The sequence below is a fragment of the Actinoplanes sp. NPDC049599 genome, from assembly GCF_044465625.1.
Classification (GTDB): Bacteria; Actinomycetota; Actinomycetes; order Mycobacteriales; family Micromonosporaceae; genus Actinoplanes.
Window position 1 is genome coordinate 134,698 of sequence record NZ_JBITLX010000005.1, and the last position, 14,537, is coordinate 149,234.

Here is a 14,537-nt window from a genome sequence, read left to right on the forward strand (position 1 = left end):
TCCCCTGTGTACACACCCACCGGCGAGATCGTCGCGCGGGCCCGGTCCGCCGGCGGCGGCGCGGGCGCCTTCAACGTCATCACCGTCGAGCACGCCGAGGCCATCGTGACCGGCGCCGAGCAGGCCGGGCTGCCGGTGATCCTGCAGATCAGCGAGAACGCCGTCCGCTTCCATCACGGCCGGCTCGCCCCGATCGCGGCGGCCGCCCGGGCCATCGCCGAGGCCGCCGCGGTGCCGGTCGGCCTGCACCTGGACCACGTGCGCAGCGACGAGCTGTTCGACCAGGCCGCGGACCACGGCTTCGGCTCCGCCATGTACGACGCGTCGGAACTGTCCTACGCGGCCAACGTCGCCGCCACGGCGGCCGCGGTGCGCCGGGGCCACGCCCGGGGGTTGTGGGTGGAGAGCGAGCTGGGCGAGGTCGGTGGCAAGGACGGCGCCCACGCGCCCGGGGTCCGGACCGACCCGGCCGAGGCCGCGGCCTACGTGGCCGCCACCGGGGTCGACGCGCTCGCCGTCGCGGTCGGTTCCTCGCACGCGATGAGCAGCCGGACCGCCCGCCTCGACCACGAGCTGATCGCCCGGCTCCGGGCGGCCGTGCCGGTGCCGCTGGTGCTGCACGGCTCCTCCGGCGTGCCGGACGACGAGCTGGTCGCGGCGGTCCGTGGTGGAATGGTGAAGGTGAACATCGGCACGGCCCTGAACAGCGCGTTCACCGGCGCGGTCCGCGAGTCCCTGGGCGGCGACGCGGCCCTGGTGGATCCGCGCCGATACCTGGCGCCGGCCCGGACCGCGATGGCCGGCACGGTCGCCGACGCGCTGCGGCTGCTCGCCGCGACCAGCACCGCGGCGCGCTAGATGGTCACCCTCGCGCTGGTCGGTGCGGGGCTGCGTGGCCGGACGTACGCCCGGCACGCGGTCGCCTCCGGGCAGGGCCGGGTGGTCGCCGTCGCCGAGCCCGACCCGCACCGCCGGGCCGGCGCCGCCGCCGAGTTCGGCATCCCCGCCGCCCGGGTGTACGCGGACTGGGCCGGCCTGGCCGCCGCGGGCCGGCTCGCCGACGCCGCCGTCGTCGCGACCCAGGACCGCCTGCACCGCGCGCCGGCCGTGGCCCTGGCCGGGCTCGGCTACCACCTGCTGCTGGAGAAGCCGATGGCGCCGACCGAGGCCGAGGCGGCCGAGATCGCCGCCGCGGCGGTCCGTGCCGGGGTCATCCTCGCGGTGTGCCACGTGCTGCGGTACACGCCGTACACGAGACTGGTGAAGGGGCTGCTGGACGAGGGCCGGATCGGCCGGCTGGTCAGCGTCGAGCACCTGGAGCCGGTCGGCTGGTGGCACCACGCGCACGCGTTCGTGCGGGGCAACTGGCGCCGCGAGGACGACTCCGGGCCGATGCTGCTGACCAAGTCGTGCCACGACATCGACTGGCTGGTGCACCTGTTCGGCGGCGTGCCCGAGCGGGTCAGCTCGTTCGGCAGCCGCACCCACTTCCGGGCCTCGCAACGCCCGGACGGCGCCGCGGACCGCTGCCTGGACTGCCCGCTCGAGAGCGCCTGCCCGTACTCGGCGAAGCGGCTGTATCTCGGTGCGCTCGCCGACCCGGCGCAGCACTTCTGGCCGCTCGGCGCGGTCACCGAGGAGGCCACCGAACAGGCCGTGCTGCACGCGCTGCGCACCGGCCCGTACGGCCGCTGCGTGTACGCCGCGGACAACGACGTGGTGGACCACCAGGTGGTGCTGATGGAGTTCACCGGCGGGGCGACGTGCTCGTTCACGATGAGCGCGTTCACCCCGATGGAGCACCGGCACACCCGGCTGATGGGCACCCACGGCTACCTCGACGGGGACGGCCGGCGGCTGCGGCATGTCGACTTCCGTACCGGTGCGGAGACGACGCTGGACTCCGGCGCGGCCGACGGTCACGGCGGCGGCGACGAGGCCCTGGTGGCGGCGTTCCTGGCGGCGGTCGCGACCGGCGACCCGGCGCTGATCCCGTCGGATGCGGCCCGGAGCCTGGCGTCCCACCGGGTGGTGTGGGCGGCCGAGCGGGCCCGCCGCGCCGGCGAGATCGTCCGCCTCACACCGGGCTCGTGACCTCCGCCGGCGCCGCGGCCTTCTCCCGGTACATGTCCGCGTCGGCGGCGGCCAGCAGCGCGTCCGAGGTGGGGTCGTCGAGCCCGGCGGCCGAGGCGTGCCCGACGCTGACGCCGATCCGCAGGTCGTGCCCCTGGTAGTGCAGCGGTGCGGTGACGGCGGTGCGGAGCCGGTCGGTGATCGCGGCGGCGTCGTCGGGGGTGCCGGAGAGCACCACGAACTCGTCACCGCCGAGCCGGGCGACGGTGTCGGTCTCCCGGACCGTGGCGCGCAGCCGCCGGGCCACCTCGCTGAGCACGAAGTCGCCGGCGGCGTGGCCGTACCGGTCGTTGACCGGCTTGAAGCCGTTCAGGTCGAGGAAGTGCACCACCGGGCCGCCGCCGGCGCGCAGGAGCAGCGCGGCGGCCAGCCGGGCGTGCAGCTCCTGCCGGTTGATCAGGCCGGTGAGCTGGTCGTGGGTGGCCCGGTGGGCCAGCGCGGCGCGCGCCAGCTCCTGCTCGCGCACCACCAGGGTGAACCGGACGAGCACGATGGCGGTGAGCAGCATCATGGCGGCCAGCATGGTGGTCCGGTGGATCATCGCGTTGTTGATCCGCACGTCGCTGAGCGCGGGCAGCGCCAGCAGCGAGACGCCGAGGAAGACCACCCGGGCCGGGTGCAGCCGCTCCGCGTCCGGCTTGGGCGCGCTGGCCAGGCCCTTCTCGGCCGGGTGCCAGAGTGCGGCGGCGAACAGGCCGTTGGCCAGCAGCAGCAGGCCGTCCAGGTGACCGGTGTCGAAGTCCGGGAGCACCAGGGAGGCCGCCGAGATGGTCACGTCGCCGACGAAGGTGACCGTCAGGGCGGCCACCAGGTACCGGGTCGGCCCGGCCCGCTCGCCCGGCGTGAGCACCACCAGGGCGCCGGCCGCGAACAGCAGCACGTCGCCGAACGGATAGAACGCGGTGAACAGCACGGCCCACGACATCGTGGAGCCGGACACCTCGGGCGCCACCATGAACTGCCAGAACAGCGCCGCGACCACGGTGGCCATGGCCAGCACGTCCAGGGCGGCCTCGCGCAGCCGGCCGGGCGCCCGGAGCCGGACCATCAGCACCAGCCCGGCGGCCAGCAGGGGATAGCCCAGCACCCACAGGACGTCGGCGGCGGATACGTCGCCCAGCTCACCGAAGTGCCAGACCAGCAGCGCGTACAGCAGGTCGCCGCAGAGCCAGACGGTGAGCGCGCCGGCCATCAGGCCGTGCGCGACCCGGGCCCGGCCGGTGCGCCGGCGCAGTCCCAGCCACGCCAGCACCACCAGGCCGGCGAAGGCGACCGGGTAGGTCACCTGCGCGAGCACCGACCCCGGCGCCAGCGACGTGGGCAGCGCCAGCACCGTGGCGAGCACGGGGACGGCACCGACGGGTAGACGCTTCACGAGTCCTGTATCGGCCGCGGATCCGGCCGGCGGAGCATCGTGCCCGGCCCGCCGGGGTGCCTTCCGGTTGCGGCGCCGCCGGGCCGATGTCACCGCTGGTCGAAGGGGTGCTCACCGTCGGTGCACCGGCTGCCGGATCGGCCGGGCGCAGGTCGGGTGTAAGGCCGGTGCCGCGCGGTATCCGTGCGTGCTGAGCTGGGCTTTTCACGGACGCGGAGGATTCATGGACGACGCGCTGCGGGCCTACGGCGCCGGCCGGATCGACGCGCTGGCCGGCACCCGGGACGCCGACCGGGCCCGGCATCCGGTCACCGGCGCCGACTACCGGATGGGTTTCCTCGACGGGCGCATCGAGATCTTCCGGATGTTCGCCGGCGTCCGCCGGATCCTCGATACCGACGGCTGACGGTTTGTTTCGGGGTCTCCCTCGGTGGGCAGGTCAGGAACAGGACATTGACGACACCCCCAGGAGGTTTCCGGTGGCAGGCACCGAGCACGAGGTCAACCGCAGCGCCCGCAGTGGCCGGTTCGTCCAGGAGAGCACCGCCGAGCGCGACCCGAAGCACACGACCACCGAGCACGTCGGGGGCGACAAGAGCGGCGGGGACCAGGAGGTCCATCGCAGCGCGAGCACCGGCCGGTTCGTCACCGAGACGACCACCGAGCTGCACCCCTCGACCACGGAGACGCAGAAGAAGTGAGGCGTGGCCGCTGCCGCCCTCCGCAACCGCGCGGGGGGCGGCTTTTGCCGGGCCCGGGTGAGCGGGGACCGGCCGCGAGATGACCGGCCCGCGAACGGCACCCGTGCGGTAGATGGACGCGTTGATCCCGGCGTCGCATTCTGCCGCCGGTGTGCCACCCTGTGCGCCATGGCCGGACGCGTCTTCCTGCACGTCGGTGCGCCGAAGACCGGCAGCACCTACGTGCAGGACGTGCTCTGGAGCAACCGGGACGCGCTGCGCCGCGCCGGGCTGCTGCTGCCGGGCACCGCGGCGGCCCACGACCAGGCGATGACCGACCTGCGCGCCGTGCCCTGGCGGGACCCAGGTGCCACCTGGACCTGGGACCGGCTGGCGGCGGAGGCGGCGCGCTGGCCCGGTGACGTGATCATCAGCAACGAGGCGCTCGGCGGGGCCACCGGCGCGCAGGTGGCCCGCGCGGTGCACAGCCTGCGACCCGCCGAGGTGCACGTCATCGTGGTGGCGCGGGACCTCTGGCGGACCTTCCCGTCGATGTGGCAGCAGAGCATCCGGGAGCGCCGGGTGTGGCGCTTCGAGACGTTCCTGCGCGCGGTCGAACGCGGCGAGTTCGAGACCTTCTGGGAGCTGCACACCGCGAACCGGATGCTCCGCCGCTGGGGCGATGAGGTGCCACCGGAGCGGCGGCACCTGGTGACGGTGCCCGCACCCGGCGCCCCGCCCGACACCCTCTGGCAGCGCTTCGCCGGCGTCCTGGGCATCCCGGACGGCCTCTGCGTGCGCGCGGCGCCCACCGCCAACGCCTCGCTGGGCGCTGCCGAGACCGAGCTGCTCCGCCGGGTCAACCAGGCGCTCGGGGACCGGTACCCACACCGGCGGCCGTACCAGCAGGTGGTCCAGCGGCACCTGGTCAACGCGGTGCTCAAACGGCGCCCGGACCAGGCGCGGTTCACCGTCGGCCCGGACCGGGCCGGCTGGGTGCTGGACCTGGCCGAGCAGCAGATCAAGGAGCTCGACGAGTATCCCTGCCAGGTCGTGGGTGACCTCGCCGAGCTCCGGCCGGCCGGGGTGCGCCCGGCGGCCGGCCCGGACGAGCTCAACGACGCTCAGGTGCTGGCGGTGGCGCTCGAGACGATCGTCGGCCTGCTCGGGCACGCCGAGTCCCTCGCCGGCCGGGCCGACCGCGACGGGCTGCTCCGGCGGCTGCGGCGCCGGCTGCGGCAGCGGTAGGTCAGCCGGGGATCGGCGCGGAGCCGCGCGCCCGGTACGACCCGGTGTAGCGGCTGTGCCGGGCGAGCCGCGCCGCGGTGCGGAAGGCGCCCGGCGCCGGGCGGGTGCGCACCGCCGCCCGCTGCCGCTGGTACGCCGGCCCGCTCAACGGCTGGCTCCGCTGCACACCGCGGTGATCGAGGCCGACGATGTCGAACCGGTCGCGGATCTCCGGGAGCACCGAGGGCGCGAAGGTCCGCACCCAGCTCCACCCGGAGCTGCCCGGACCGGCGGCGTGGATGACCAGCGTGCCGATCCGGTGCACCGGGTCGGCGGCCTGCCACCGGCGGCCAGACAGGCACGGGGGATCGTCATGGCCCGACGGTAGGGCGGGGCGGTGGGCGGTTCGCCGGACCTGCCGGGCGGTCACACGAAATGGGCACTTATCCGGCTGTCCGGGCCGGGAGGGGATTTGCTAGTGTTCCCTCCGTCGCCGGGCAGCACGCCGGGGCGGCAGGCGGACGTAGCGCAGCTGGTAGCGCATCACCTTGCCAAGGTGAGGGTCGCGGGTTCGAATCCCGTCGTCCGCTCTCGACCCCAGGACCGCACCGCGGGACGGGCGAGCCGCCCACCCCCGCGAGGTGCAGCGCGTGCGCGCGCCGGCACCGGGCGGCGAACGGCAGTGCCCCTGACGCGGGCACGCTGTGTGACCCCTTCGTGGCGACGTCCCCCGTGACCACCACGCCACCAGCGGCGGCCACTGACAATGTGGACCAGCACCGATGGCCCGGGCTGCCCCCTCCCGGCGGCGCCGGCAACCCGGAACCCCTCGCGGTTTTGTCGTACCCGTCCGATAGAACTACGGCGCTTGATCGTGAGGGAGGACTGGGTTGTGACAGAGGATGGCGTCGCCTACGAGCGGCGCAGCGCAGCGCCCGTCATCGCGCCGGTGCAGCCACGGAAACTGGCGAAGGTGCCGTTCGTGGAGCTCGCCGAGGGACGGTTGCAGGGTGTGGTGTCGAGCGGCTCGGACCCCTCGCGGGTCTACGTCTCGTCGGTCACCGCGGGTGACCACGGGCTGAGCTGCAACACCAACAACAACCGGCCGTGCGGTGGCCTCGGCGGCACCCACCCGTGCAACCACATCGGCGCGCTGATCGACGCCGCGGTGGCCCAGTACGGCCTCGGCCGGGTGACCCGCTACCTCAAGGTGGACGTGCCGGAGGGGACTGCCGACGTCCGCGCCGGCCTGCACCCGACGTCCGCGCCGAACCGGGCCGCGGAGGTGTTCAGCAGCTTCCTGCGCCACCTCGCCTACCTGGAGCTGCCACCGAGCGCCGACCCGCTGCCCGAGCTCCAGTGGTTCCCGGCCGCCGGGGCGGTGCGCTGATGCTCGGCGATGTGCTGCGCTCCCGTCCGGCCGGCCTCGCCGAGGCGCTCGCGCTGGTCGACGGCCTGGACGACGCCCTCGTGCACGGCCTCGCCCGCCTCGACGAGGTGCGGGCCGCCGCCCTCGAAGCTCTGGCCGCGGCCTGCTCCGCGACCCCGCTCGGCGATCGGGTCGCGGAGGCGATCGGCAAGATCGTCGCCGGTACGGTCACCGACGAGCACCTGGCGGCGCTGGCCGGCGCGCGGGCCGCTCTCCTGGGCGCCGCGCACGACGCGCTGCTCGCGGAGGTGGACGGCGCGCTCGGCCGGGCCCGGGAGCCGTGGTCCGCCGCGGCCGTCCCCGCCGACCCGGGCCACCTGCTGGCCGGCGCCCGCTCCTGGCTGCGCGAGCTGGCGCTGGCCGGCTGGCGCGGTGTCGACCACGAGGTGGCCGCCGGCGCCGCCCCGACCGTGCAGGCGCTGGTCGCCGCCCCGGCCGCCCGCCGGCTCGCGGTGCTGCTCGACGGGTTCGCCGCCGAGCTGCGGGCCGCCGCGCCGGTCGCCACGCTGGAACGGATCCCGGTGCGCCGCTGGGCCGACCTGTGGAGCCGGGCCCTGCTGCTCTCCCAGGACGGCTGCCCCGCATACCCGGCGGCGCCGGCCCGGGGCCGGTTGCTGATCCTCGGGGTCGACCTGCACGAGCATCCGACGGTGTTCCGGGCCCAGGCGCACGCGCTGCTGGAGACACCCGGCGGCGGCGTACGCCTGGTCCGCACCAGCGTGGCCGCGGCGAAGGTCGACACGATCAGCGGGCCGTCCGCCTGGCGGATGCTCGCCGCCTTCCCGATCCTGCGCACCGCCCTCGCCGAGCGTCGCGCGGTCGAGGTGTCGGGCATGGCGCTCACCCCGGGCGGCGACCTGATCTGGGAGGAGTCGCGCGCCACGGCCGGTGAGCCGGCCGATCCGTTCGCGACCGCCCGGGTCCGGCTCGGCGCCGCCACCGCGGCGGCCGCACCGCCGCTCGACCGGCACCCGGCGGCGCTCGCCGAGCCGGTGCTGCTGGAGGGCTGCCCGGCCGGGGCGGCGTCGTTCGACCTCGGCGGCAGCACCGTCGCGGTCGACCTGGATCGGCTGCCCGCGGCCGGCCCGCTCACCCCGGCCCTGGTCGCCGCCTCGACCGCCTGCCTCGGGCTGCTGCGCTGGGACGCCGGCCGGTGGGCGGTGCAACCGCTCGCCGTGCAGGCCGTGGTGCGCAAGAAGCCGGTCGCCGTGCACACCGGCGACTGGGCGCTCGGCCCCACCGAGGCCCGGGCCGCCAAGGCGGAGGCGGCCGCCGGCACCGCGGTCGACGTGCTGCGCGAACGCGCGGGAAGGCTGTTGCGGAAATGAGCGCGGCGGAGAACAGCAGGCAGGTGCTCTACTGGCGGCTCCTGGCCCGGCTCTTCGACCCGGAGGAGCAGCCGGCCCTGGAGTCCGCGAGCGTGGCGATCGTCGACGACCTCGGCCTGCCGGCCACCCTGCTCGACCCGGCGGTCTCGGTGGACACCGTGGTGCAGCGGTTCCCGCAGCTCGCCGCGGAGTTCGACGGGCTCATGACCACCGCGGACGACGACCGCACCGCCGAGGTGCGCCGCGCGGCCCTGGCGTCCAAGCTGCTGCTCAACGTCTTCGCCACCGGCTCCGGCGGGGTCAGCGCCGGGCAGCTCGCCCGGTGGCAGGCGGACGCCGGCTGGTTCGAGCGCGCCGTCGGCAGCGAGCCGGGCCGGTTGCGCGGCCGCGCCGGCGGCGGCGCCGCCCCGGATGCCGCATCCGGTGGCGGGCAGCCGGGGCTCGGGCCGGTCCTGGCCGGCCTGGAGGCCGACCTGGTCAAGCGGATGCACCTGCGCGAGGTGCTGGCGGACCCCCGGCTCGCCCGGCAGCTCACCCCGAGCATGTCGCTGATCGAGCAGCTGCTGCGCGACAAGAGCAACCTGGACGGTGTCGCCCTGGCCAACGCCAAGGCGCTGATCCGGCGCTTCGTCGACGAGGTCGCCGAGGTGCTGCGCACCCAGGTGGCGCAGGCCGGCAGCGGCACGATCGACCGGTCCGTCCCGCCGAAGCGGGTGTTCCGGAACCTCGACCTGGACCGCACCATCTGGAAGAACCTGCCGAACTGGAGCCCGGCGGACGAGCGCCTCTACGTCGACCGGCTCTACTACAAGCAGACCGCGAAACGGGTCACCCCGGCCCGGCTGATCGTGGTGGTGGACCAGTCCGGGTCGATGGTCGACTCGATGGTCAACTGCACCATCCTCGCCTCGATCTTCGCCGGGTTGCCCAAGGTGGACGTGCACCTGATCGCGTACGACACCCGGGCGCTGGATCTGACCCCGTGGGTGCACGACCCGTTCGAGGTGCTGCTGCGGACCAACCTCGGCGGCGGCAACGACGGCCCGGTCGCGATGGCCCTGGCCCAGCCGAAGATCGCCGACCCGCGGAACACGGTGCTGGTCTGGATCTCCGACTTCTACGAGTTCGACCGGTCCCAGCCGCTGTTCGACGGGATCGAGGCCGTGCACCGCTCCGGCGTGCGCTTCATCCCGGTCGGCTCGGTCACCAGCTCCGGTGCGCAGAGCGTGAACCCCTGGTTCCGTCAGCGCCTCAAGGACCTGGGCACCCCGGTGATCTCCGGGCACATCCGCAAGCTCGTCACCGAGCTCAAGAACTTCATCGCCTGACAACCCCGAGGAGACTTCCGATGACTGAGATGCTGCGCGCCCCCGCCGAGGTCAAGTACGCCGCCGAGCTGGACTGGCTGGAGTCGGTCGACGACGGGCCGAAACCCTTCTCCTGGCGGCTCAGCCCGAAGATGGTGCGCCTGTTCATCCTCGGCTCGCAGCGTGCCGACGGCCTCGACCGGGAGATCCCGCAGAAGTGGTTCGGCGACCGCAGCTTCGTCGAACGAGCCGTCGTCACCCTGGCCTCCGACCGCGGGCTGCTGCTGATCGGCGACCCCGGCACCGGCAAGAGCTGGCTGGCCGAGCTGCTCGCCGCCGCGATCAGCCGCAACTCCACACTGGTCGTGCAGGGCACCGCCGGCACCACCGAGGACCACATCAAATACTCGTGGAACGTCTCGATGGTCATCGCCAAGGGCCAGTCCCGCGCCTCGATGATCCCGTCGCCGATCATGACCGCGATGGAGGGCGGCGTCATCGGCCGGTTCGAGGAGCTGACCCGCTCCACCAGCGACGTGCAGGACGCGCTGATCTCGATCCTGTCCGAGAAGTACGTCTCCATCCCCGAGCTGGACGAGGACAACATCGTCTTCGCCCGGCCCGGCTTCTCCGTCATCGCCACCGCCAACAGCCGCGACCGCGGCGTCAACGACCTGTCCTCGGCGCTCAAGAGGCGCTTCAACTTCGTCCGCATCCCGGTGATGACCAACAAGAAGAGCGAGGCGGAGATCGTCCGGTTCCGCACCGCCGAGCTGCTGCGCCGGCACAACATCGAGCTCGAGGTGCCGCCGACCCTGCTCGACGTGCTGCTGCAGAGCTTCGCCGACCTGCGGGCCGCCGCGGCGTCCGCGACCAGCGACGACGAACGGCTGGAGTCGGCGCTCTCCACCGCCGAGCAGATCGGCGTGCTCGAGGACGCCATCCTGCACAGCACCTTCTTCGGCGCCAGCGCGCTCAGCGCCGAGACGCTGGCCGGCTCGCTGGTCGGCTCGCTCGCCCGGCGCAGCCCCGAGGACCTGGCCATCCTCAACAAGTACTGGCACGGCATCGTCGAGCCGCGCAGCAAGGAACACGGCGGCGAGTGGGCCGGCTTCCTGGAGGGCGGTCGTCAGGCGATCGCCACCCTGTCGTGAGCGGCCCCTTCGCCGCGCTGCGCGCGCAGCTGCTCGACGCCGCCGAGGCCCTCACCGGTGGGCCCGCCGCGCTGCCGGAGATCCTCGCCGGCATCGTCGACGACGTCGACCACGCCCTGCGCGAGCCCCTGGAGATCTTCCCGGTCTGCCACCACTCGCCGTCCTCCGCGCTCGCCATGGTGCGGCGGCTCCGCGAGAAGCAGCCGAGGGTCATCTACCTGGAGCTGTGCGAGGACCTCGCGCCGTTGCTGACCGAGCTGCGCAACTGCCGGCTGCCGGTGGCGTTGCAGGCCTTCGCCGCCGAGCTGGAGGGGTTCCCGCCGGAGTCGGCGCCGCTCAGCCTCATCGCCCCGATCACCGAGGCCTCGGCGGAATACCAGGCGATCGCGTACGCGCTGGAGACGCCCGGGGTGGAGCTGGTCCTCGTCGACCGCTCCAGCGATCACGTCTTCCAGTGGCAGCCGGCCACCGGAGCGGCCCGGCCGGAGCCGGCGACGGCCGGTGACACCGACGCCGACCTGCACGGCGACGCGATCGGGGTGGAGATCGGCGACCTGCGGCCCCGCTTCGCCGAGCTGGAGGAGCATCTCCTGCACCACGGCCGGGTCCGGCACTGGTCCGAGTGGTGGGACCAGTACGTGGAGCAGCCCCTCGCCGGCGCCGACCACGACACCTACCGGCAGGTGATGGTGCTGATCGGCAGCCTCTTCCGGCGGCTCGCCCCGCACGACACCCGCGAGTACGCAAGCGACGAGGACCGCGAGCGCCACATGTGGACCCGGATCCGTGAGCACCTCGCCCGCACCGGCGCCGACCCGGCCGACTGCCTCTACGTCTGCGGCGCCTTCCATGCCGCCTCCCGGGTGCCCGAGGCCGGCTCCGACCCGTCCGCGCCGGATTTCGTGATCACGCCCCGCACCGGCACCGAGTGGCTCTACGGGCTCATCCCGTCCAGCCACTCCGCGATCGAGGCGCAGTTCGCCCTGGCGCCCGGCTCGGTCTCCATCGCGGCCGCCACCTGGGAGAAGGCGCTCGGCCGCAGCCGGCTGAGCCCGTTCCGGCTGGCGGGGCAGCAGGGTGGGCGGAAACGGGCGACGAAGGCCCTGCCGCCGCCCGCCGCCGCCGGCGCGGGCGTCACCGACCAGCTCACCGCGTACCTGTCGGCGCCGGCGGCCCTGGACGGGCTCGACGAGGAGGAGCTGCGCGGCTGGTGCGTCGACATCGTCCGGCTCGCCCGCCGCAACGGCTACCTGGCCAGCACCGCCGACGCCATCGCCGTCTTCGAGACGTCCATCCTGCTGGCCGGGATGCGGGGACGGGCGCGGCCGACGCCGTACGACTTCCAGGACGCCGCCGTCACCTGCATCGAGAAGGAGGCCGTGCCGGGCCGCCGCGACGTCCGCCGGCTCTGCGAGATCCTGCTCGGCGGCGACCGGATCGGCCAGGTCGGCTACGCGGCGATGCCCCCGCTCGCCCGCGACGTCCACGACCGGCTCGCCCCGCTCGGCCTCAACCTCGAGCAGCGCACCATCCAGCGGGCGCTGCTCGACCTCGCCGCCCGGCCCGAGCTGGCCGCCTGCTCGCAGCTGCTCTGGATGCTCCGCTACCTGCTGCCCGACCACGCCGTCCGCCCGATCATGGGCTCCCGCCGGCTCGGCGAGACGCACATCCAGGAGAGCTGGGACCTCGACCTCGGCCGGCACCAGCGCACCATCATCGAGCTGGGCTACGAGGGCGTCACGGTCGAACAGGTCCTCGAGCAGCGTCTCCGCCGCGCCGCTTGGGAGCCGAAGGCCACCGCCGCGACCGCGCTCAAGGCCGTCGAGCATTCGCTGCTGTTGCTGCGCAGCCCCCGGCTCACCGACGAGCTGGGCGCCCGCGCTGTCGAACTGCTGGCGGCCGAGCGCAGCGTCGACGAGGCGCCCGAGGTGCTGCGCCGCATCCGCCGCCTGCTGGCCCACTACCGGGCCGCCACCCCGGTCCTGCCCGGCTGGTGCGAACGCTTCGTCACCGGCGGATACGCGCACTACTGCACGCTGCTGCCCACCGCGTTCGTCGAGGAGGAGACCGGCGTCCGCCAGGTCGGCGCGATGCTGGGCTTCCTGTTCGGGATGGAGAGCCTGGCCCTGTCGCTCGGCTGCGACCGCACCCAGCTGGACCTGGCGGTGCGCCAGTCACACCCGGAAGCCCCGGTGAAGATCGCCCTGCTCTGGGCGGCCCGCCACCACCTGGGCGCGCTACCCCTGGCCGAGCTCCGGGCCCGCGTCGACGAGCTGCTCGCCAACCCGCTTGTCGTCCCGGCCTTCCCGCAGTACGTGAGCGGGTTCGTGCAGGCGCTGGAGCCGGTGCCGCGGCTGGCGCCGTTCGTCGTGGAAACCCTGTCGAAGGCGTTCGCCCAGCTGCCGGACCCGGTGCTCCTGCCCTGGCTGCCGACGCTGATCACGACCCTGCGGACGCACGCCGCGGAGCTGGTGCCGATCCTCACCCGCGAGGCGGGCCGCACCTTCCCGGGCACCCTGGCCGCGCTCAGCTCCTGGACGCCACCCTGGCACGCCCGCACCCCGCCGCCCGCAGCGCCCGGGATCCGGCCGGCACCGGGAGCGGCCGGAGCGCTGCTGGCGGCGCATCCCGACACGACCGACGCGATGGCGGCCCTGCTCGGCTGCGCGGGGGAGTGGTCCCCGCCCGGCGCGGCCGGCGGAGACGGTGCGGACGCCGCGGCCGAGCTGCTCGCGGCGCACCCGGAGACGGCGGAGGCGGTGGGCGTGCTGCTCGCGGCGCACCCGGAGACGGCGGAGGCGGTGGGCGTGCTGATCGGCGACTGACGACACCCAGGGTCCGGCGCCGCGGGGCTTGCCCGAGGCGCCGCTCCAGGCATCGGTGGCTGCGGTGCCGGCCGGACCGGTGATCCGTCCCTCGTCCCGGGCGGGCGGCTCCGGGCCGGTCCGCCGGCAAGGGGATGCTGGGCGGGTGGGAGAGATCATCACCGGGTTCGCCGTGGTGTGGGTGCTTGTCCTGGTCGGCTACCTGATCGGCCGGTTCGGGCTGCTCGACAACGCCGGGCTGGAGACGCTGACCCGGCTCGCGTTCTTCGTGACCGCGCCGGCGCTGCTCTTCTCGACGCTGGCGACCGCCGAACCCAGCGGGATCTTCACCGGCGCCCTCGCCGCCTTCGTGCTCAGCACGCTGCTCGTCGCCGCTCTCTACGTCACCATCGCCCGGCTGCTGTGGCGCCGCGGCGTCGCCGAGCTGACGGTGGGCGCGCTCGCCGCCGGCTACGTCAACGCCGGCAACCTGGGGATTCCCATCGCCGCCTACGTCCTCGGCGACGTCGCGTTCATCGCGCCCGTCCTCATCTTCCAGGTGATGCTGGCCGCACCGACCGCGCTGGCCGTGCTGGACGTGGCGACCGGCGAGGGGCGGCCGTCGCTGCGCCGGCTGGCGGCGTTGCCCGCCCGGAACCCGCTGATGATCGCGTCCGCCGCCGGCATCGCGGTGGCGGTCAGCGGCTGGGAGCCGCCGAAACCCGTCCTGCAGCCGTTCGCGCTGCTGGGCGCGGCTGCCGTGCCGCTGACGCTGCTGGCGCTCGGGATGTCGCTGCGGGGCAGCCGGCCGTTGCGGGGTGGGCCGGACGCGCGGGAGCGGGCGCTGGCGGTGGTGCTGAAGGCGGTGGTCCATCCGCTGTCGGCGTACCTGATCGGCCACGGCCTGCTCGGGCTGACCGGGCCCGCGTTGCTGGCCGCGGTCGTCACCGCGGCGCTGCCGACGGCGCAGAACATCTTCGTGTTCGCCAGCCGCTACGGCCGCGGCGAGGCGTTCGCCCGGGACGCCATTGTGCTGTCCACGGCCGCGGCGGCGGTGACGCTGATCCTCGTGGTCGCCTGGCTCGGCTGACCGGCGCGGG

Annotated in this window: 13 protein-coding genes and 1 tRNA gene; 12 read left to right on the plus strand and 2 right to left on the minus strand. The window is 74.5% G+C overall.

All coding sequences use genetic code 11. From position 1 onward, the window contains the following. The first annotated feature begins 6 nt into the window (after positions 1-6). The gene (locus ACIBQZ_RS11660) at positions 7-858 is read left to right on the plus strand and encodes a ketose-bisphosphate aldolase (RefSeq protein ID WP_396088518.1); all 852 of its coding nucleotides are present in this window, start codon (positions 7-9) and stop codon (positions 856-858) included. Further along, positions 859-2,094 carry a Gfo/Idh/MocA family protein gene (locus ACIBQZ_RS11665; protein WP_396088519.1) on the plus strand — a complete coding sequence of 412 codons (1,236 nt, stop codon included), beginning with the start codon at positions 859-861 and terminating at the stop codon, positions 2,092-2,094. On the opposite strand, the gene ACIBQZ_RS11670 is transcribed toward ACIBQZ_RS11665, so the two are convergent. Next, positions 2,078-3,508 (minus strand): diguanylate cyclase, encoded by a 1,431-nt coding sequence (locus ACIBQZ_RS11670; protein WP_396088520.1) that lies wholly within the window; start codon positions 3,506-3,508, stop codon positions 2,078-2,080. The two genes, ACIBQZ_RS11665 and ACIBQZ_RS11670, sit on opposite strands and share 17 nt — an antisense overlap. 223 nt (positions 3,509-3,731) lie before the next feature. On the opposite strand from ACIBQZ_RS11670, the gene ACIBQZ_RS11675 reads away from it, so the two are divergent. From ACIBQZ_RS11675 to ACIBQZ_RS11685, 3 genes are all read left to right on the plus strand, one after another. Beyond that, a complete protein-coding gene (locus ACIBQZ_RS11675) occupies positions 3,732-3,914 on the plus strand; it encodes a hypothetical protein (protein ID WP_396088521.1) in 183 nt (60 codons plus the stop codon). 73 nt (positions 3,915-3,987) lie between these two features. Next, entirely contained in the window at positions 3,988-4,209 is a 222-nt protein-coding gene (locus ACIBQZ_RS11680) for a hypothetical protein (RefSeq protein WP_396088522.1), read from the plus strand. A 168-nt stretch (positions 4,210-4,377) separates the two neighbouring features. Beyond that, positions 4,378-5,436: a hypothetical protein gene (locus ACIBQZ_RS11685; protein ID WP_396088523.1), complete on the plus strand. Its 1,059-nt coding sequence runs from the start codon at positions 4,378-4,380 to the stop codon at positions 5,434-5,436. 1 nt (position 5,437) lies between these two features. On the opposite strand, the gene ACIBQZ_RS11690 is transcribed toward ACIBQZ_RS11685, so the two are convergent. Next, positions 5,438-5,740 carry a hypothetical protein gene (locus tag ACIBQZ_RS11690; protein ID WP_396088524.1) on the minus strand — a complete coding sequence of 101 codons (303 nt, stop codon included), beginning with the start codon at positions 5,738-5,740 and terminating at the stop codon, positions 5,438-5,440. Positions 5,741-5,932: 192 nt separating this feature from the next. Here ACIBQZ_RS11690 and ACIBQZ_RS11695 point away from each other — a divergent pair. From ACIBQZ_RS11695 to ACIBQZ_RS11725, 7 genes are all read left to right on the plus strand, one after another. Next, positions 5,933-6,005 (plus strand) — tRNA-Gly (locus ACIBQZ_RS11695). A gap of 302 nt (positions 6,006-6,307) precedes the next feature. Continuing rightward, positions 6,308-6,805, plus strand: coding sequence for a hypothetical protein (locus ACIBQZ_RS11700; RefSeq protein WP_396088525.1), 498 nt, complete (start codon positions 6,308-6,310; stop codon positions 6,803-6,805). Continuing rightward, complete coding sequence (locus ACIBQZ_RS11705) at positions 6,805-8,172, plus strand: hypothetical protein (RefSeq protein ID WP_396088526.1); 1,368 nt, start codon at positions 6,805-6,807, stop codon at positions 8,170-8,172. Before ACIBQZ_RS11700 ends, ACIBQZ_RS11705 begins: the two co-directional genes overlap by 1 nt. After that, positions 8,169-9,500 (plus strand): VWA domain-containing protein, encoded by a 1,332-nt coding sequence (locus tag ACIBQZ_RS11710; RefSeq protein ID WP_396088527.1) that lies wholly within the window; start codon positions 8,169-8,171, stop codon positions 9,498-9,500. Before ACIBQZ_RS11705 ends, ACIBQZ_RS11710 begins: the two co-directional genes overlap by 4 nt. A 20-nt stretch (positions 9,501-9,520) precedes the next feature. Further along, complete coding sequence (locus ACIBQZ_RS11715) at positions 9,521-10,633, plus strand: AAA family ATPase (RefSeq protein ID WP_396088528.1); 1,113 nt, start codon at positions 9,521-9,523, stop codon at positions 10,631-10,633. Next, positions 10,630-13,458 carry a hypothetical protein gene (locus ACIBQZ_RS11720; RefSeq protein WP_396088529.1) on the plus strand — a complete coding sequence of 943 codons (2,829 nt, stop codon included), beginning with the start codon at positions 10,630-10,632 and terminating at the stop codon, positions 13,456-13,458. The genes ACIBQZ_RS11715 and ACIBQZ_RS11720 overlap by 4 nt, the downstream gene beginning before the upstream one ends. Positions 13,459-13,603: 145 nt before the next feature. Then, a complete protein-coding gene (locus ACIBQZ_RS11725) occupies positions 13,604-14,527 on the plus strand; it encodes an AEC family transporter (protein ID WP_396088530.1) in 924 nt (307 codons plus the stop codon). Positions 14,528-14,537 lie beyond the last annotated feature (10 nt).

Bases quoted from the DNA above. Each gene is read 5' to 3' on its own strand.
- ACIBQZ_RS11710 (WP_396088527.1), top strand. From the start codon at position 8,169: ATGAGCGCGGCGGAGAACAGCAGGCAGGTGCTCTACTGGCGGCTCCTG.
- ACIBQZ_RS11705 (WP_396088526.1), top strand. From the start codon at position 6,805: ATGCTCGGCGATGTGCTGCGCTCCCGTCCGGCCGGCCTCGCCGAGGCG.
- ACIBQZ_RS11715 (WP_396088528.1), top strand. From the start codon at position 9,521: ATGACTGAGATGCTGCGCGCCCCCGCCGAGGTCAAGTACGCCGCCGAG.
- ACIBQZ_RS11665 (WP_396088519.1), top strand. From the start codon at position 859: ATGGTCACCCTCGCGCTGGTCGGTGCGGGGCTGCGTGGCCGGACGTAC.
- ACIBQZ_RS11685 (WP_396088523.1), top strand. From the start codon at position 4,378: ATGGCCGGACGCGTCTTCCTGCACGTCGGTGCGCCGAAGACCGGCAGC.
- ACIBQZ_RS11675 (WP_396088521.1), top strand. From the start codon at position 3,732: ATGGACGACGCGCTGCGGGCCTACGGCGCCGGCCGGATCGACGCGCTG.